Annotated in this window: 16 protein-coding genes and 1 pseudogene; 15 read left to right on the top strand and 2 right to left on the bottom strand. The window is 67.1% G+C overall.

Translation table 11 applies throughout. From position 1 onward, the window contains the following. The first annotated feature begins 11 nt into the window (after positions 1-11). The 8 genes from D5084_RS06770 to D5084_RS06805 all read left to right on the top strand — a co-directional run bounded on the left by D5084_RS06770 (position 12) and on the right by D5084_RS06805 (position 9,532). On the top strand, positions 12-1,169 hold the full coding sequence (locus tag D5084_RS06770; RefSeq protein WP_128514751.1) for an ABC transporter substrate-binding protein: 1,158 nt from the start codon (positions 12-14) through the stop codon (positions 1,167-1,169). An 83-nt stretch (positions 1,170-1,252) separates the two neighbouring features. Next, positions 1,253-2,251 (top strand): ABC transporter ATP-binding protein, encoded by a 999-nt coding sequence (locus D5084_RS06775; RefSeq protein WP_128514752.1) that lies wholly within the window; start codon positions 1,253-1,255, stop codon positions 2,249-2,251. A 133-nt stretch (positions 2,252-2,384) separates the two neighbouring features. After that, positions 2,385-3,323 carry an ABC transporter permease gene (locus D5084_RS06780; protein WP_128514753.1) on the top strand — a complete coding sequence of 313 codons (939 nt, stop codon included), beginning with the start codon at positions 2,385-2,387 and terminating at the stop codon, positions 3,321-3,323. Further along, the gene (locus D5084_RS06785) at positions 3,313-4,122 is read left to right on the top strand and encodes an ABC transporter permease (RefSeq protein ID WP_128514754.1); all 810 of its coding nucleotides are present in this window, start codon (positions 3,313-3,315) and stop codon (positions 4,120-4,122) included. Before D5084_RS06780 ends, D5084_RS06785 begins: the two co-directional genes overlap by 11 nt. A gap of 19 nt (positions 4,123-4,141) precedes the next feature. Beyond that, positions 4,142-5,566, top strand: a complete 1,425-nt coding sequence (locus D5084_RS06790; RefSeq protein WP_128514923.1) for a gamma-aminobutyraldehyde dehydrogenase — start codon at positions 4,142-4,144, stop codon at positions 5,564-5,566. A 330-nt stretch (positions 5,567-5,896) separates the two neighbouring features. Continuing rightward, positions 5,897-7,738 carry a DNA mismatch repair endonuclease MutL gene (gene mutL / locus D5084_RS06795; protein ID WP_128514755.1) on the top strand — a complete coding sequence of 614 codons (1,842 nt, stop codon included), beginning with the start codon at positions 5,897-5,899 and terminating at the stop codon, positions 7,736-7,738. Continuing rightward, positions 7,735-8,895 carry a DNA recombination protein RmuC gene (locus tag D5084_RS06800; protein WP_128514756.1) on the top strand — a complete coding sequence of 387 codons (1,161 nt, stop codon included), beginning with the start codon at positions 7,735-7,737 and terminating at the stop codon, positions 8,893-8,895. Before mutL ends, D5084_RS06800 begins: the two co-directional genes overlap by 4 nt. Before the next feature lie 106 nt (positions 8,896-9,001). After that, on the top strand, positions 9,002-9,532 hold the full coding sequence (locus D5084_RS06805; protein WP_128514757.1) for a HutD/Ves family protein: 531 nt from the start codon (positions 9,002-9,004) through the stop codon (positions 9,530-9,532). A 34-nt stretch (positions 9,533-9,566) separates the two neighbouring features. Here the strand turns inward: D5084_RS06805 and D5084_RS06810 are convergent, their stop codons facing one another. Both D5084_RS06810 and D5084_RS06815 read right to left on the bottom strand, forming a co-directional pair. Beyond that, a complete protein-coding gene (locus D5084_RS06810) occupies positions 9,567-10,211 on the bottom strand; it encodes a ChrR family anti-sigma-E factor (protein WP_128514758.1) in 645 nt (214 codons plus the stop codon). A 14-nt stretch (positions 10,212-10,225) separates the two neighbouring features. After that, positions 10,226-10,771, bottom strand: a complete 546-nt coding sequence (locus D5084_RS06815) for a sigma-70 family RNA polymerase sigma factor (RefSeq protein WP_238382548.1) — start codon at positions 10,769-10,771, stop codon at positions 10,226-10,228. A gap of 336 nt (positions 10,772-11,107) precedes the next feature. Here D5084_RS06815 and D5084_RS06820 point away from each other — a divergent pair, with 336 nt between their 5' ends. The 7 genes and pseudogenes from D5084_RS06820 (at position 11,108) to hpaE (ending at position 17,902) form a co-directional block, all read left to right on the top strand. Then, the gene (locus D5084_RS06820) at positions 11,108-12,403 is read left to right on the top strand and encodes an NAD(P)/FAD-dependent oxidoreductase (protein ID WP_128514760.1); all 1,296 of its coding nucleotides are present in this window, start codon (positions 11,108-11,110) and stop codon (positions 12,401-12,403) included. Further along, the gene (locus tag D5084_RS06825; RefSeq protein WP_128514761.1) at positions 12,403-13,149 is read left to right on the top strand and encodes a DUF1365 domain-containing protein; all 747 of its coding nucleotides are present in this window, start codon (positions 12,403-12,405) and stop codon (positions 13,147-13,149) included. Before D5084_RS06820 ends, D5084_RS06825 begins: the two co-directional genes overlap by 1 nt. A 46-nt stretch (positions 13,150-13,195) precedes the next feature. Continuing rightward, positions 13,196-14,539: pseudogene (locus D5084_RS06830) on the top strand (MFS transporter); the annotation flags it as partial. Beyond that, positions 14,536-15,123 (top strand): DUF3833 family protein, encoded by a 588-nt coding sequence (locus tag D5084_RS06835; protein ID WP_128514763.1) that lies wholly within the window; start codon positions 14,536-14,538, stop codon positions 15,121-15,123. The pseudogene D5084_RS06830 and the gene D5084_RS06835, both read left to right, overlap by 4 nt. Further along, positions 15,120-15,860 carry an SDR family NAD(P)-dependent oxidoreductase gene (locus D5084_RS06840; protein WP_128514764.1) on the top strand — a complete coding sequence of 247 codons (741 nt, stop codon included), beginning with the start codon at positions 15,120-15,122 and terminating at the stop codon, positions 15,858-15,860. Before D5084_RS06835 ends, D5084_RS06840 begins: the two co-directional genes overlap by 4 nt. 147 nt (positions 15,861-16,007) lie before the next feature. Continuing rightward, complete coding sequence (locus D5084_RS06845; protein ID WP_128514765.1) at positions 16,008-16,400, top strand: 5-carboxymethyl-2-hydroxymuconate Delta-isomerase; 393 nt, start codon at positions 16,008-16,010, stop codon at positions 16,398-16,400. Then, a complete protein-coding gene (gene hpaE, locus D5084_RS06850) occupies positions 16,397-17,902 on the top strand; it encodes a 5-carboxymethyl-2-hydroxymuconate semialdehyde dehydrogenase (RefSeq protein WP_128514766.1) in 1,506 nt (501 codons plus the stop codon). The genes D5084_RS06845 and hpaE overlap by 4 nt, the downstream gene beginning before the upstream one ends.

Below are 17,902 nucleotides of genomic sequence, written 5' to 3' on the forward strand. Positions count from 1 at the left end.
GGGAGCCTGACATGAACCACCTCAGACTGATGGGAACGACGACCCTTGCGCTTCTGACCGGTCTTTCGCCGGTAATGGCCCAGGTCACCGAGATCGGTGCCCCCGAGGGCCAGGTGAACATCGTCGCCTGGCCGGGCTATATCGAGCGCGGCGAGACCGACAAGGCCTTCGACTGGGTGACCAAGTTCGAAGAGACCTCGGGCTGCAAGGTGAACGTCAAGACCGCCAACACCTCGGACGAGATGGTCGCCCTGATGAACGAGGGCGGCTTCGACCTTGTCACCGCCTCGGGCGACGCCTCCCTGCGGCTTGTCGCCGGCGACCGGGTGCAGCCGATCAACATCGACCTGATCCCGTCGTGGAAGACCGTGGACGAGCGTTTGCAGAACGCGCCCTGGCACACCGTGAACGGCGTGCACTATGGCGTGCCCTACATGTGGGGGCCGAACGTGCTGATGTACAACACCGAGGTCTTCAAGGAACCGCCGACCTCCTGGAACGTGGTGTTCAAGGAAATGACGCTCCCCGATGGCAAATCGAACAAGGGCCGCGTTCAGGCCTATGACGGCCCGATCCACATCGCCGATGCCGCGCAGTACCTCATGTTCCACAAGCCCGAGCTTGGCATCACCTCGCCCTACGAGTTGAACGAAGACCAGTACAAGGCCGCGCTCGACCTCTTGCGCCAGCAGCGCAGCCTCGTCAGCCGCTACTGGCACGACGCCTTCATCCAGATGGACGATTTCAAGAACGAAGGCGTCGTCGCTTCGGGCTCCTGGCCGTTCCAGGTCAACCTGCTGAAGTCCGAGGGCATGCCGATCGCCTCGACCATTCCGCAAGAGGGTGCCACGGGCTGGGCCGACACGACGATGATGCATGTGAATGCCGCCAACCCGAACTGCGCCTACCTGTGGATGGAGCATACGCTGTCGTCGAACCTCCAGTCCGACCTTGCCGTCTGGTTCGGGGCCAACCCGTCGGTTCCGGCGGCCTGCACCAACGGCTCGGGCATGTCCACGGCGGAAAGCTGCGCCGCGAACGGCGCGAACGACTTCGACAAGATCCGGTTCTGGACAACTCCGGTGTCGAACTGCTCTCAGGGCGAAGGGGCCTGCGTGCCCTACTATCGCTGGGTCTCCGACTACATCGGCGTGATCGGCGGCCGCTGATACCACAATCCCCAGGTGCGCCCCCCGGCGCACCTTCCCCCAAACCAGCGGTGCGCCCCGGGGGTGCGCCCTTTGGATTGCCCATGTCTGCTGCCGTAGAATTCCTGAACGTTTCGCGCCATTTCGGCCCCGCCTCTGCACCGGTAAAGGCCGTAGACGGCGTGGACCTGACCATTTCGGAGGGCTCGTTCTTCGCCATGCTCGGCCCCTCCGGCTCGGGCAAGACCACCTGCCTGCGACTGATCTCGGGGTTTGAAAAACCCACCGGCGGGGCGATCCGCATCTTTGGCGAAGATGTGTCGAACACGCCCCCGCACCTGCGCAACGTGAACACCGTCTTCCAGGACTATGCGCTTTTCCCGCACATGAATGTGCGCGACAACGTGGCCTACGGGCTGATGGTCAAGGGGATGGGCCGCGCCCGGCGCCATGCCAGGGCCGACGAGATGCTGGCGCTGGTCAAGCTGGACGGATACGGCGACCGCAGGCCCGCGCAGTTGTCCGGCGGCCAGCGGCAGCGCGTCGCCCTGGCCCGCGCCCTGGTCAACGAACCCCGCGTGCTTCTTCTGGACGAACCCCTGGGCGCGCTGGACCTGAAGCTGCGCGAGGCGATGCAGGATGAACTCAAGGCCCTGCAGAAACGCCTTGGCCTGACTTTCGTCTTCGTGACCCACGACCAGCACGAAGCCCTGTCGATGGCCGATAGCCTCGCCGTCTTCAACGAAGGCCGTATCGCCCAGATCGGAACCCCGCAGGACATCTACGACCGCCCCGCCACGCGCTTTGTCGCCGATTTCGTCGGCTCTTCGAATGTCCTGCCCCCCGACCTCACCCGCGCCCTGGGCGGCCCCGCCGAATGGGCCAGCCTCCGACCCGAGGCGACGCGCCTTGCCGCCACCGGTCCGCTGACCGGCACCGTCAAGGCGCTGCGCTACCTTGGTTCCGGCACCCGGGTCGTCCTTGACGCAAATGGCACGGAGATTGCCGCCATGGTCCCCGCCGGCCAGCCCGTGCCCGCCGAAGGCACCCGCGCCGCCATCGCCTTCGATCCGCAGGCCCTGCACCTGATGGGGGACAGATGAAATCGAGCAAGCCTTTCATCTGTCCTGCAAATATCCCCGCCGGAGGCTCCGATCTCGGCCCCAGGCGCAACGCCGCAAGTAAAGGCGCGCAAAATTCTTCCTTCAAGAATTTTGCCGGTCATAGGGCGCGCGCATGACCCAGTCAGCCATCCTCCCCGCGAAAGGCCCCGCCGACCGCCTCACCGCCCTGTTCTGGCGCCATCCCCGCGTGCTGCTGGCCCTTCTCCTCACCCCGCCGCTCCTCTGGCTGGGCGTGGTCTATCTCGGCTCGCTCGCTGCCCTTCTCCTCCAGTCCTTCTACTCGATCGACGAGTTTTCCGGCGTCGTGAGGCAGGAGTTCACGCTCAAGACCTACGGCGAGCTTCTGCGCCCGTCGAATTTCGACATCCTGGTGCGCACCGTCAGCATGGCCGCCGCCGTGACGCTCGCCTGCGCGGTACTGGCCTTCCCCATCGCCTATTACGCCGCCCGATATGCCCGCGGGCACTGGAAGGCCGCCTTCTACCTTGGCGTGATGCTGCCCCTGTGGTCCAGCTACCTGGTCAAGGTCTATGCCTGGAAGCTGATCCTGGCCAAGGAAGGCATCCTCGGCTGGGCCGCCGCGCAGACGCATACCTCGTGGATCATCGACGGCCTCCTGTCGATCCCCGGTCTCGAAGGCTCATCGCTGTCGACCTCGCCCCTCGGCACCTTCATGGTCTTCGTCTACATCTGGCTGCCCTACATGATCCTGCCGATGCAGGCCGCGCTGGAGCGGGTGCCGAATTCGATGCTGGAAGCCTCGGCCGACCTTGGCGCCACCCGCGCGCAGACCTTCCGCACCGTGATCCTGCCGCTGGCCCTGCCCGGGGTCATCGCCGGGTCGATCTTCACCTTCTCGCTGACGCTGGGCGACTACATCATTCCCCAGATCATCGGCAATTCCGCGAATTTCATCGGCATGGCCGTCTACCAGCTGCAAGGGACGGCGGGGAACATCCCGCTGGCCGCCGCCTTCGCCGTGGTGCCGATCCTCATCATGCTGGTCTACCTCGGCCTTGCGCGCCGGATGGGGGCGTTCGATGCGCTCTGACCGCTCGCCCCTCTCGCTGCGTGCCGCGGCTATCGGAGGCCTACTCTTCCTCCACCTGCCGATCCTCCTGATCTTCCTCTACGCCTTCACCACGGAAGAGCGGTCGTTCCAGTTCCCGCCTCCCGGCCTGACCACGCGGTGGTTCGCCACCGCCTGGTTCGACCGCCCGGACATCTGGCCGCCGCTGTATCTGTCGCTCAAGGTCGCGGCGATTTCGACATCCATCGCCCTTGTGCTTGGCACGCTGGTCGCCGCCGCGATGACGCGGACAGCCTTCTTCGGCCGCGACCAGATCAGCCTGCTGATCCTTCTGCCCATCGCGCTGCCCGGCGTCATCACCGGCATGGCCCTGCGCTCGGCCTTCGGGATCATGGACATCCCCTTCTCCACCTGGACCATCGTCCTGGGCCACGCGACCTTCTGCATCGTCATCGTCTTCAACAACGCCGTCGCCCGGATGCGCCGTCTGTCCGGCGGGATCATGGAGGCCAGCGCGGACCTTGGCGCCAACGGGTTCCAGACCCTCCGCTACATCCTGCTGCCGAACCTCGGCTCGGCGCTGCTGGCGGGCGGGATGCTGGCCTTTGCCCTGTCGTTCGACGAGGTCATCGTCACCACCTTCACCGCCGGCCAGCAATCCACGCTGCCGATCTGGATGCTGAACGAGCTTGTCCGCCCGCGTCAGCGCCCCGTCACCAACGTCGTCGCCATCGTGGTCTTCGCGGCCACCTTCTTCCCCATCCTCGCAGCCTACTACCTCACCCGCGGCGGGTCCGAGACCGCCGGCATGGGCAAATAGGGAGATCAACCCAATGAACATCCAGACGAAATTCCTCATCGGATCGGCCTTTGAGGCCGGGCAGGAGACGCCCGAACCGATCCTGAACCCCCGCACCGGCGGGCTGATCCTCGAGGTGCCCGAAGCCTCGACCGCGCAGGTCGACCGTGCCGTCGCCGCCGCGCGCGCCGCCTTCGAGGGTTGGTCCCGCACCACGCCCGCCGAACGCTCTGCCGCGCTTCTGACCATCGCCGACCGGATCGAGGCCGAGGCCGATGCCTTCGCGCAGCTCGAGGCGCTGAACTGCGGCAAGCCGATCAACGCCGCGCGGAATGACGAGATGCCGGCGATTGTCGACTGCTTCCGCTATTTCGCGGGTGCCGTGCGCTGCATGACGGGCACCGTGGCGGGGGAATACCTTTCGGGCCATACCAGCATGATCCGCCGCGACCCCGTGGGCGTGGTGGCCAGTATCGCGCCCTGGAACTATCCCTTGATGATGATGGCCTGGAAGCTTGGCCCTGCCATCGGGGGTGGCAACACCGTGGTCTTCAAGCCCAGCGAGCAGACGCCGCTGACCGCGCTGAAGCTGGCGCAGATCCTGGCCGATGTCCTGCCCGCAGGTGTGGTCAACGTCATCGCCGGGCGTGGGCAGACCGTCGGCAGCTACCTCATCACCCATCCCCAGGTGGACATGATTTCCCTGACCGGAGACGTGGCGACCGGCAAGAAGATGCTGGACGCGGCCGCCAAGACGGTCAAGCGCACCCATCTGGAACTGGGCGGCAAGGCTCCGGTGATCGTGTTCGACGATGCCGACATTTCCGAGGTCGTCGAGGGTCTGCGCGCCTTTTCCTTCTACAACGCCGGACAGGACTGCACCGCCGCCTGCCGCGTCTATGCCGGGAAGAAGGTCTACGACAATCTTGTCGCGGATCTCACCTCGGCTGCGTCGTCCATCGTTCTGGGGGCGGAGGACGACGCCACCAACGAAATCGGCCCGCTGATCAGCCAGCGCCAGCGCGACCGGGTGGCCAGCTTCGTCAACCGCGCGCGCGAGCTGAACCACGTCCAGATCACCACGGGCGGCGAGGCGATGGAGCCGGGCTTCTACTACAAGCCCACGGTGGTCGCCGGGGCCAAGCAGGATGATGAGATCGTGCGGCGCGAGGTCTTCGGGCCGGTGGTCTCGGTCACGCCGTTCAGCGAGGTGGACGAGGCGGTCACCTGGGCCAACGACAGCGACTATGGGCTGGCGTCATCCGTCTGGACCCGCGACGTGGGCCGCGCCATGGCGACGGCGGCGCGGTTGCGCTACGGCTGCACCTGGATCAACACCCATTTCATGCTGACCAACGAAATGCCGCATGGGGGGTTGAAGCAGTCGGGCTACGGCAAGGACATGTCGGTCTATGCGCTGGAGGACTATACGGTGGTCCGGCATGTGATGGTAAAGCACGGCTGACGCCTCCTCGTTCGACTTCGTCTCCTCGTCGGTTGCGTCCGGCGAAGAGTGACGAGGTCACCAACAAGCGTCCAGGACAAGCGAGGCGCCTCGCCGAAGCAGGGCCCGTGACCCTTGGCGGGCACCGCAGCGGTCGGTGGAACGCAGGCTGTCCAGGTTCCTGTCGACAGCCCCGCCACACTCTGCGGATGCTGCGCCGGTCTGCCCGAACCGTGGCCGGAGATCCGGTTTTCCGGTTAGCGCGCGAAAGGACTTGGGAGTGCGTGCCCCACCAGGGATAATCCGGTTTCGTTCTTCCCCGACTCGTTCCACCCTGCTACAGATGGGGGCATGACGGTTCACACCCCCAAGATAACGGGTTCCCACGGTCGTCCGGTGATCCGGCAACTGGACGAAGCCGCGATCAACCGCATCGCGGCGGGCGAGGTTGTGGAACGCCCCGCCTCGGCGGTGAAGGAGCTGGTAGAGAACGCGCTGGACGCCGGCGCGTCGCGTATCCAGGTTGACATCGCCGACGGCGGAAAGACGCTGATCCGGGTCACCGACGACGGCTGCGGGATGACAGCGGAAGACCTGCCGCTGGCGCTGTCGCGCCATGCGACCTCGAAGATCGACGGGTCCGACCTTCTGGACATCCGCAGCTTCGGCTTCCGGGGCGAGGCGCTGCCCTCGCTTGGCGCCGTGGGTCGCCTGACCATCACCTCCCGCGCGGACGGCGAGGCGGCGCAGATCACCTGCGAGGGCAGCCGGATGTCCCCTGTCCGCCCCGCCGCGCTGACCCGGGGCACGGTCGTCGAACTGCGCGATCTGTTCTTCGCCACCCCGGCGCGTTTGAAATTCCTCCGCTCCGACCGGGCCGAGACGCAGGCGGTGACCGAGGTCATCCGCCGTCTGGCCATGGCCGAGCCGCTGGTGGGCTTCACGCTCCGCGACGTGAGCGGGGGTGAGGCGCGCGTGCTGTTCCGCGCCGATCCGGCGAGCGGCGATCTGTTCGACGCGCTGGGCGCGCGGCTGACCTCGATGTTGGGCCGCGATTTCATCGACAACGCGCTGCGCATCGACGCCGAGCGCGACGGGCTGCGCCTGCAAGGCTATGCGGCCCTGCCGACCTATTCGCGGGGCTCCTCGGCGCAGCAATACCTGTTCGTCAACGGCCGCCCGGTGCTGGACCGGATGCTCTACGGCGCTTTGCGGGCGGCCTATTTCGACGTCCTCTCCCGCGACCGGCACCCGGCGGCGGTGCTGAACCTGATCGCCGACCCTAGCCGTGTCGATGTGAACGTGCACCCTGCCAAGGCCGAGGTCCGCTTCCGCGAACCCGATGCCGCGCGCAGCCTCATCATCACCGCGCTGAAATCGGCGCTGGCGGGCGCTGGCCACCGGGCCTCCTCCACCGTGGGCGCGGCCACGCTGGGCGCCTTCCGCCCGGAACCGCGCGTCTATCAGATGGACCGGCCCAGCCCGCCCGCCATCACCCGCGCCTTCGCCTTCCAGTCTCCCCCGTCATTTTCGGGTTTCGCCGAAGCCTCCCAGGCCCCGGCCTTCACCCCCGACAGCGCCCCCAGCGAGGAGGAGCCGCAGGCGAACGACGAGCATCCCCTGGGCGCCGCCCGGGCGCAGCTGCATGAAAACTACATCGTCGCCCAGACGGCGACCGGCATCGTGATCGTCGATCAGCACGCCGCGCATGAACGCCTCGTCTATGAACGCCTGAAGCGCCAACTGGCCGAGATCGGCATCCGCAGCCAGCCCCTGCTGATCCCGGAAATCGTGGACCTGTCGCCCACCGAGGCCGCGCGCCTTCTGGACGCCGCGCCCGATCTGGCGCAGGTCGGGCTTGTGATCGAACCCTTCGGCGGCAGCGCGGTGGCAATCCGCGAGACCCCCGCGATCCTCGGCCCGGTGAACGGCGCGGCGCTGGTCCGCGACATCCTGGACGAACTGGCCGATCAGGGCGACAGCACGCTTGTCCGCGCGAAGATCGACGCGATCCTCAGCCGAATGGCCTGCCACGGCTCGGTCCGCTCCGGCCGGCAGATGCGGGTGGAAGAGATGAACGCCCTGCTGCGCGAGATGGAGGCGACGCCGCTTTCGGGCCAGTGCAACCACGGGCGGCCCACTTATGTGGAACTCAGCCTCCACGACATCGAACGCCTGTTCGGCCGCCGATGATCACGCTGTTCGGCCAGACCTATCAGTGGAACGACCCCGAGGTGCTGGTCCTCGGCGGCCTTGTCGCGGTGCTCCTCGGCTTCCTCGTCCTGATCCTGCGCAGCGTCAGCCGCTCGGCGACGGCCGCCGAACCGCTGATGCGCGAGATCGGCTGGCTGTCCACCCGCATCCAGCAATTGGGCGACGGGCAGGAACGCCTGGCGGGCGGCCTGCACCACGTTTCCGAAGCGCAGGCGGTCAGCCAGACGGCGATGTTGCAGGTCATGGAACAGCGGCTGGCCGAGGTGCAGCGCCAGATGACCGAGGCGCTGCACGGCACCTCGACCCGCACGGCGCGGTCCTTGGGAGAATTGCAGCAGCGGCTGGAAACCATCGACAAGGCGCAGGCGAACATCGAAAAGCTGTCGGGGAACGTCCTGTCCCTGCAGGACATCCTGTCGAACAAGCAGACCCGTGGCGCCTTCGGCGAAATCCAGCTGCATGACATCGTGCAGAAAGCGCTGCCATCGGACGCCTACACGATGCAGGCGACCCTATCTAACGGCCGCCGCGCCGACTGCCTGATCCATCTGCCCAATCCCCCCGGCCCCATCGTGATCGACGCCAAGTTCCCGCTGGAGGCCTACGAGGCGATCCGCCGCGCCGACACCCCGCGCGGGGTGCAGGAGGCCGCGCAACAGATGCGCACCGCCGTCCGCGCGCATATCCGGGCGATCTCGGAGAAATACATTTTGGAGGGAGAGACCGCCGACGGCGCGCTGATGTTCCTGCCGTCCGAAGCGGTCTATGCCGAACTGCACGCCAACTTCCCCGAACTGGTGCGCGAGGGCTTTGCCGCCAAGGTCTGGATCGTCTCGCCCACCACCTGCATGGCGACGCTGAACACCATGCGCGCGGTCCTGAAGGACGCAAGGATGCGCGAACAGGCGGGCGCGATCCGGCGGGAACTGTCGCTGCTCTATGCCGATGTCGAACGCCTTGGCGCGCGGGTGGAGAACCTCGACCGCCATTTCGGCCAGGCGGCGAAGGATATCGAAGAAATCAAGATCTCCTCCGACAAGGCCAGCAAACGCGCGCGTCGGCTGGACAATTTCGACTTCGAGGAACTGGCCCCCGACACGCCGGCACGGGTGATCGGCCCGACCGCTGCCGAGTGAGACCCAGCCCCGGACCCGATCCGGGGCCTCTCCGAGAGATGCCCGGAGGTCCCGGGTCAGGCCCGGGACGGGTTGTCTTGCGGCAAGTGTCGCGCGAAAAGACGGGATGTTCCTGCATCACCTGACACCCGCCGACTACCGGACCCAGCCCTGGAAGAACGGGCGCGGCACCACGATCGAGCTCTGGCGGCTGGAACGGGACGGCCAGCTTCTGGTCCGCCTGTCGCGCGCATCCGTGGTGGAGGACGGGCCGTTCTCGCTGTTTCCCGGGATCGAGCGGAACCTGACGGTGCTTTCGGGCCCCGGCTTCCGGCTGACCGGGCCGGGCATCGACCTGCGCTGCGCGCCTCTGGTGCCGGTGGCCTTTCCGGGAGATGTCGTGGTGACCGCCAGCGAGACGAACGGCCAGCAGTCCGACGATTTCAACGTGATGACCGCGCGCGGCCTGCCGAAGCCACAGGTGACGCTCACCCGGAACGATCATTTGACCGCCGGTGGCACCCTTGCGCTCTACGCGCTCGGCCCTTGTGAGGTGAACGGGCAGATGGTCGGCCGCGACGATCTGATCCTCACCGAGGGTCCCGCGCGCCTGCAAGGCGACGGGCCAGTGATCGCGGTGCGGTTTCAGCTGCCGTAGGCCGGGCTTCAGACTGGCACAACCGGCGCCCCTGTCAGATCCGCAAGAGCGGCTGCGCCAACCTCGGGATCAGCCCCCGGAACCGCAACGGCGCATCGGTGGCCGCCAGGCAGATGCAATCCTCGCCCGCCAGAGCGACCGGAGTATGTTCCACCTCTTCATCGGCGATCTCGATATCGCCGCGACCGAACCGGTCGTTCTCGTCGGCGAAGGCGCCTTGCAGAACCAGCGTCAGCTCCATCCCCCGGTGGCCGTGGTCCGGCACCGCCGTCCCCGCCGGAATATACAAAAGCCGCGCCGAGGCATCCTTGCCGGTGGGCAGGATCGCCTGTTTCACCCCGCCGCCGACCTTGCGCCAGCGCACCGCCGACAGGTCGCCGCCGACGTAATCGGCCAGCGGCGCCGGGAAGATGCCCGCCGGTTTCAGCGGTTCGGACCTTGTCGCCTGCGGCAGGCCCTCGATCCGCTCCAGCGCGCGCGCCAGGGCATCCTCGCCCATCGCGATCTCGTCGGCCTCTTCCAGCAGCACCCCGCCCACCGCATCGAAGGACGCGGCCCGCGCCCGGCACTCGTCGCACAGCGAGACATGCGTCGCCACAACCAGGTTGAACGCCTCGGGCAGCTGACCGGCCGCATAGGCCATCAGAAGCTGGTCCGAAAGATGGTGGCGTATCGTCATTTCTACTCAGTCCTTCAACCCATCTGGTGGCGCAGCTTCTCCAGCGCCAGCCGTATCCGCGATTTGATCGTCCCCAGGGGAAGCCCCGTTTCTGCCGCGATCTCGCTGTGCGAGAGGTCGCCGTAGAAGGCGCGTTCGATCAACGTCCTCTGCGGTGCGGGCAACGCGGCCAACGCGCGCCCCAGCCGCTCTGTCTCTTGCTGGGCTTCCAGAACCTCGGCCTGATCCGGCTCGGGCTCGGGACCCCAATCCAGTTCCTCCGGCTCGGCGCGGCGCGCCTTGCGCAGCGCGTCGATCCGCCGGTTGCGGGCGATGGTATAGACCCAGGTCGCCACGCTGGCCCGCGCCGGGTCGAAGAGATGCGCCTTCTGCCACAGCACCGCCATGACGTCCTGCGCACATTCCTCGGCCAGTGCGGCCCCTGCACCGGACTTCATCAGGAAGGCCTTCACCCTGGGGGCAAAGTGCCGAAACAAGGCCGCGAATGCCGCCCTGTCCTGATGGTCGCGTACCTTCACCAGAAGGCCGGCCCAGTCCGTCTCATCTTCCGCCTTCGCCAACGACCCGTCCTTTTTCTGGCGCGAACCGACCTTCCCACCTATGCCCGAAGGCATGGGCGGCAAGGCCTGCTCCGTCATAGCGGGTCTCGAGGCGTCAAGCATCATGTGACTTCTACGCCCTGACCCCGCAGTCGGATCATTTTTCAGGCAAGTGGAGCACTCGGGCCACAAGTCAAGAGTTTGTGTCAACCTGGTTTGACAGATTTCGCGCCATGGGTGCGTATGGGGAACCTGACAGGAAACTTTCTTCGGTGCGACACCGTAAAGGTCGCAAAGGGTGATCCGATCAGGTGCCCGCTGCGTAACTTTCTAAAACCAACGAGGGAAGTCCACAGAATGCCTTTCGAACAGTTCGGCCCCACCCCCCGCCGCATCGCCGTGATCGGCGGCGGCATTTCCGGGATGGCCGCAGCCCATCTTCTGGCCGACCGGAACTCGGTCGTCCTGTTCGAATCCGAGCCGCGCCTCGGCGGCCATGCCCGCACGGTGATCGCCGGCAAGCGCAAGGATCAGCCGGTCGATACCGGCTTCATCGTCTTCAACCGGGTGAATTACCCCAACCTCGTCCGTCTGTTCGAAAAGCTGGGCGTGCCCGTGACCGAAAGCAGCATGTCCTTCGGCGCATCGATCCGGGGCGGCGCGCTGGAATACGGGCTGGCCTCGCTGGACACGATCTTCGCCCAGCGCCGCAACGCCTTCAACCCGCGCTTCCTGCGGATGCTGTCCGACATCCTGCATTTCAACCGCAATGCCGAAGCCGTGGCGACCGATCCCGCCATGACCATCGGCGAGCTTCTGGGGCGGCTTGGCACGGGCCGCTACTTCCGCGATCACTACATCACGCCCTTCTCGGGCGCGATCTGGTCCACGCCGACCTCGGGCATCCTCAACTTCCCGGCGCAGGCGCTGGTCCGCTTCTTCCGCAATCACGCGCTGATGGACTACGAAGGCCAGCACCAGTGGTACACCGTGAAGGGCGGGTCGGTGGAATATGTCCGCCGCCTGCACTCCGCGATGACGGCGCAGGGCGTGGACATCCGCACCGCCACCCCCGTCGCCAGCGTCCGGCGCGAGGCCGGGTCGGTCTTCGTCCGCGCCGAAGGCTGCGAGCCGGAACTGTTCGACGATGTGGTCTTCGCCACCCATTCCGACATCACGCTGAAGCTCCTCGCCGACGGCACGCCCGAGGAAACCGGCGCGCTGGCCGCGATCCGCTATCAGCCGAACGAGGCGGTGCTGCATTCCGATCCCTCGCTGATGCCCCGGTCGCGCAAGGTCTGGTCCTCCTGGTCCTATGTCGAACCGAAATCCGGCCCCGGCGACCGGATCGACCTGACCTACTGGATGAACTCGCTCCAGCCGATCCCGCAGGACGACCCGCTGTTCGTGACGCTGAACACCACAAGGCCGATCCGGGACGAGCTGATCCACGACGTGACCACCTTCCACCACCCGGTCTTCGACGTCGCAGCCTTCGCGGCGCAGGACCGCCTGCGCGCGATGAACGGGGCCCGCAACACCTGGTTCTGCGGTGCCTGGATGCGCAACGGCTTCCATGAGGACGGTTTCGCCTCGGCGGTGGATGTTGTCGAGGCGATGGCCGAGCGCCAGGCCCTGCGGCTGGTCGCCTGATGCAGGTGCAACGCATCCCGGCAGAGACCTTCCACGGCCGCAAGGGCGCGGTGAAGAACGCCTTCCGCTATTCGGTGGATTACCTGCTTCTCGACCCCGCCAAAGCCGAAGGCCCTGCGCTGTTCTCGCGCAACCGGGGCAACCTGATGTCGGTCCACGATGCCGACCATGGCGGTGCGCCCGGCCAGGGCACCGGCGCCGAATGGGCGCGCTCGGTGCTGACGCAGCACGGGCTGGCTGCAGACCGCATTCTCCTGCTGGCACAGCCCCGCCTTCTGGGTCATGTCTTCAACCCCGTCGCCTTCTGGCTGTCCTACGACCACCTCGGCCACCTGCGCGCCGTGATCGCCGAGGTGACGAACACCTACGGCGACCGCCATTCCTACCTCTGCCACCGCGACGACCGCGCGCCGATCACGCGGGAAGACACGATCACCGCGCAGAAGATCTTCCACGTCTCGCCCTTCCAGCCCGTCGCCGGGACCTACACCTTCCGCTTCGACATCCGCCCCGACCGCATCGGCATCTGGATCGACTACACCACCCCCGGCGGCGGCCTCTTCACCAACCTGATCGGCCCGCGCCAACCCTTGACCAACCGTGGCATCCTCGCCTCCGCCCTGCGCCGCCCCTTCGGCTCGCGCCGCGTGCTGGCGCTGATCCACTGGCAGGCGCTGAAGCTCTGGCTCAAGAAGGTCAGGTTCAACCCCCGCCCCACGCCCCCGGCCGAAGACATCTCGCGCTGATGCGCCACGCCTTCGCCTTTCATCTGTCTGCAAATATCCCCGCCGGAGGCCGCCCGAGCCGGTTGCGCGCCCTTCGCGCGCAGAGGCGAGACAAAGGGCTTGCGCCGCAAGGCGCTCATTTTCGCAGCCGCCCGGACCCATGAGCCACCGCCTCCCCGCCTGGTCGCTCTTCGCCGCCCTGATCGCGATGGCCGGCCTGCCGATCTACATCCACGCGCCGAAGTTCTACGTCGATACCTACGGCACCTCCCTCGCCGCCATGGGCCTGACGCTCGCTGCGCTGCGCCTGATCGACGTGGTGCAGGATCCCGCGCTGGGCTGGCTGGCCGAGACGACGCGGCCAAAGCGCCGGCTCACCGTCACCCTCGCCGCTGCGATGATGGCCGGAGCGCTTTACGCACTCTTTGCCATGACACCCCCCATCGCGCCGCTTCTCTGGTTCGCGCTGACGCTGGCCGTCCTCTTTTCCGCCTTCTCCTTCCTCACCATCTGCTTCTATGCCGAAGGCGTGACCAAGGCCGCCTCGCTTGGCCCGCAGGGCCACATCCGCCTCGCCGGCTGGCGCGAGGGCGGCTCGCTCCTTGGCGTCTGCCTTGCCGCCACCGCCCCTGTCGCCCTCGCCCGCCTGACGGACACCCCCTTCACCGCCTTCGCGCTGATCTTCGCCGTGGTGGCCATCGCCGCCATCCTTGCGATGCGCCGCGAATGGCAGGGAACCCCGGCCGAGCCCACGCCCAACCCCCTCGACCTGTTCCGCCCCGTGCTTGCCGACCCGCTGTCGCGCCGCCTTCTGCTGATCGCGCTGCTCAACGCTTCCCCCGTCGCCGTCACCTCCACCCTCTTCCTCTTCTTCGTCGAAAGCCGCCTTGTGCTTCCCGGCTGGGAAGGTCCGCTCCTCCTGCTCTTCTTCCTCGCCGCCGCCGCCTCGACCCCGGTCTGGTCCCTCCTCGCCCGCCGCCATGGCCCGAAACCCACCCTCCTCGCCGCCATGACCCTTGCCATCGCCAGCTTCCTCTGGACCCTCACCCTCGGGGCCGGAGACCTCATCCCCTTCGCCCTGATCTGCGCCGCCTCCGGCGCGGCCCTCGGGGCCGACCTCACCCTCCTCCCCGCGATCTTCGCAAACCGCCTCGCCCAGACCGGCACACCCGAGGCCGCCGCCTTCGGCCTGTGGAACTTCGTCTCGAAACTCTCCCTCGCTCTGGCCGCCCTCACCATCCTCCCCGCGCTCCAGGCCGCAGGCTTCCAGCCCGGCCAGTCCAGCCCCGAAAGCGCCCTGCGCACCCTCACATTGATCTACGCGGGCCTCCCTTGCGTATTGAAGCTGACCGCCATCGCGCTTCTCGCGCGGACCCCGCTGACCCCGCCCCTGAAGGAGGCCCTCCGATGACCCCGATCCTCTCCGCCCTTGCCGGCGCGCTGATCGCCATCGCAGTCATGCTGCTGAAGCAGCGTTATGCCTCCTTTGCCGCGCAGGACCCCGCCGACTATCGCGGCAAGGGGCCCGACTTCGATCTGCGCAAGCACCTGTCCGGCCCCCTGATCTGCGAGGGCGTGATCTTCGGCCCCACCGGTCGCGTCAGCTCGCGTTTTGTCGCCGATATGACCGGCACCTGGAACGGCACCACCGGCACGCTGGCCGAGGTGTTCCGCTATGACAGCGGCAGCGTCCAGCACCGCGCCTGGACCCTGGCGCTGGGCCCGGACGGGCAGATCACCGCCACCGCCCCGGATGTCGAGGGCAAGGGCACGGGCCGTGTCGAAGGCTCAGGTGTCCTGTTGCGCTACCGCATCCGCCTCACGCCCGAGGCCGGGGGGCATGTGCTGGACGTGACCGACTGGATGTATCTGCTTGAAAACGGCACGATCATGAACCGGTCGCAGTTCCGCAAGTTCGGGATCAAGGTGGCCGAGCTTGTGGCCACCATCCGCCCCGCCGCCCGCGAAGCGCGCCAGCTGGCCGCCGCGGAATGAGGGACTTCAAAGGCAAACGCTACTGGCTGATCGGCGCATCGGAAGGGTTGGGCCTGGCGCTCGCGCGGCTGATGTCCCGGGCCGGGGCCGAGCTGATCCTGTCGGCGCGCAGCGAAGACAGCCTGAAGGCCGCCGCCGCCAGCCTGCCGGGACCGGCTACCATCCTGCCGCTGGACGTGGGCGACAGCGCCAGCGTGGCCAGGGCCGCCGCGCAACTGCCACAGCTTGACGGTCTGGTGTTCCTCGCCGGGGTCTACTGGCCGATGCGGGCCCAGGACTGGGACGCCGAAAAGGCCGAGGCGATGGCGAACGTCAATTTCACCGGCTGCATCCGCGTTCTGGGCGCGGCCCTGCCCGGCATGGTCGCGCGCAACCGGGGCCATGTGGTCATCACCGGCTCGCTGTCCGGGTTCCGGGGCCTGCCGGGGGCCATCGGCTATGCCGCCTCCAAGGCCGGGACGATGGTGCTGGCGGAATCGCTTTACGCCGATCTGCGGAAAACCGGGATCACCGTGCAGCTGGCCAATCCCGGCTTCATCCGCACCCGGCTGACCGCGAAGAACGATTTCGCCATGCCCTTCATCATGGACGCCGACGCCGCCGCCCGGATCATGTTCCGGCACATGACACGCGGCGGCTTCAAGATCAGCTTCCCGACCCTGTTCTCCCTGCTGTTCCGGGGCGGCAACTTCCTGCCCGACGCGCTGTATTACCGGATGTTCCCGCCGCGCGGCTAGGCCTCGATACCCGCTCCCAGTCCTGTCTGACGCTGACCATCGGCAAGACCGCCTGGCGGTCGTGCACCGGCGCAGTCCTGCCCTCGCCGATCAGTGGTTGACACTCGCCATGCTTTTATTTAACAAAGCAACTAAAAGAGGGGTGAGATGCCGCATATCCAGATCGACTATTCCCCCAATCTCGAAACCCGGCTGGATGTGGCGGGGCTGTGCCGGGTGCTGCGCGATGCGGCGGTTGAAACCGGCATCCTGCCGCTGGCGGGCATCCGCGTCCGCGCCACGGCCTGCACCCATGTCGTGATCGCCGACGGCAACCCGGACCACGCCTTCCTTGACATCTCGCTGCGCCTGCGGGGCGGGCGCAGCGATCAGGCGAAGGCCGAGGCCACGGCGCGCATCTTCGCCGCAGCCGAGGCCTATTGCGCCAAGGTCCTTGAAACCTCGTCCTTCCTGCTGTCCTTCGAAATGCGCGACATCGACCCCGCGCTGTCGCCCAAGACCTCGTCGATCCGCCGCTACCTGCCAGGAGACGCCCAGTGACCGATCTTGCCACCCATCTGGCGAAACTCGACGGCCATCTGGCCCGGTTCCGCGCCAGGGGCATCCTGAACCTGATCGCAGGACAGGACGTCAGCGGCGGCGAGTGGTTCGAGACCCACTCGCCGGTCGACGAAAGCCTGATCGCCCGCGTGGCACTTGGCACCGAGGCGACAGTGGACGCAGCGGCAAAGGCGGCGAAGGCCGCGTTCCCGGCCTGGGCCGCGATGGACGGGGCCAGCCGCAAGGCGATCCTGCACCGCATTGCCGACGGGATCGAGGCGCGGGCCGAGGAGATCGCACTCTGCGAATGCTGGGACACCGGGCAGGCCTGGCGCTTCATGTCCAAGGCCGCGCTGCGCGGGGCGGAAAACTTCCGCTTCTTCGCCGACCTCGCGCCAGGCGCGCGCGACGGGAAAAGCCTGCCGACGAAGGACCATCTGAACGTCACCTCGCGCCACCCGATCGGGCCGGTTGGTGTCATCACGCCCTGGAACACGCCCTTCATGCTGTCCACCTGGAAGATCGCCCCGGCGCTGGCCGCAGGCTGCACGGTCGTCCACAAGCCCGCCGAGTTCAGCCCCCTGACCGCGCGCCTCTTGGCCGAGATCTGTCACGAGGCGGGCCTTCCCCCCGGCGTCTTGAACCTGGTGAACGGCATGGGTGAAGGCGCAGGCAAGGCGCTGACCGAACACCCCGACATAAAGGCCATCGCCTTCGTCGGCGAAAGCCGCACCGGCTCCATGATCATGAAGCAGGGCGCCGACACGCTGAAGCGTGTCCACTTCGAACTCGGCGGCAAGAATCCGGTGATCGTCTTCGACGACGCCGATCTGGACCGCGCGCTGGATGCGGTGATCTTCATGATCTATTCGCTGAACGGCGAACGCTGCACCTCCTCCAGCCGGTTGCTGGTGCAAGAGACGATTGCGGACAGGTTCCACGAAATGCTGGTCGCCCGCGTGAACAACATCCGCGTCGGCCATCCCCTGGACCCGGCAACCGAGGTCGGCCCGCTGATCCACCAGACGCATTTCGACAAGGTGACCTCCTACGTCGGCATCGGCCTACAGGACGGCGCGACCCTTGCTGCGGGTGGTTCCCGGGTCGGCGACAAGGGCTGGTTCATCCGCCCGACCCTGTTCACGAACGCCCGTTCGGATATGCGCATCGCGCAGGAAGAGGTATTCGGCCCCTTCCTCACCTCGATCACCTTCCGGGACGAGGAGGAGGCGCTGGCCATCGCCAATGGCACGGCCTACGGCCTGACCGGCTATGTCTGGACCAACGACCTGACCCGCGCCCTGCGCTTCGGCGAAAGGCTGGAGGCGGGGATGATCTGGGTGAACAGCGAAAACGTCCGCCACCTGCCCACCCCCTTCGGCGGGGTCAAGGCCAGCGGCATCGGGCGTGACGGCGGGGACTGGTCGTTCGAATTCTACATGGAACAGAAGAACGTGGCCTTCGCCCTGGGCCACCACAAGATCCAGCGACTGGGAGCCTGA

Source organism: Tabrizicola thermarum, from assembly GCF_003574395.1.
In the GTDB taxonomy this organism is placed as follows: Bacteria; Pseudomonadota; Alphaproteobacteria; order Rhodobacterales; family Rhodobacteraceae; genus Tabrizicola; species Tabrizicola thermarum.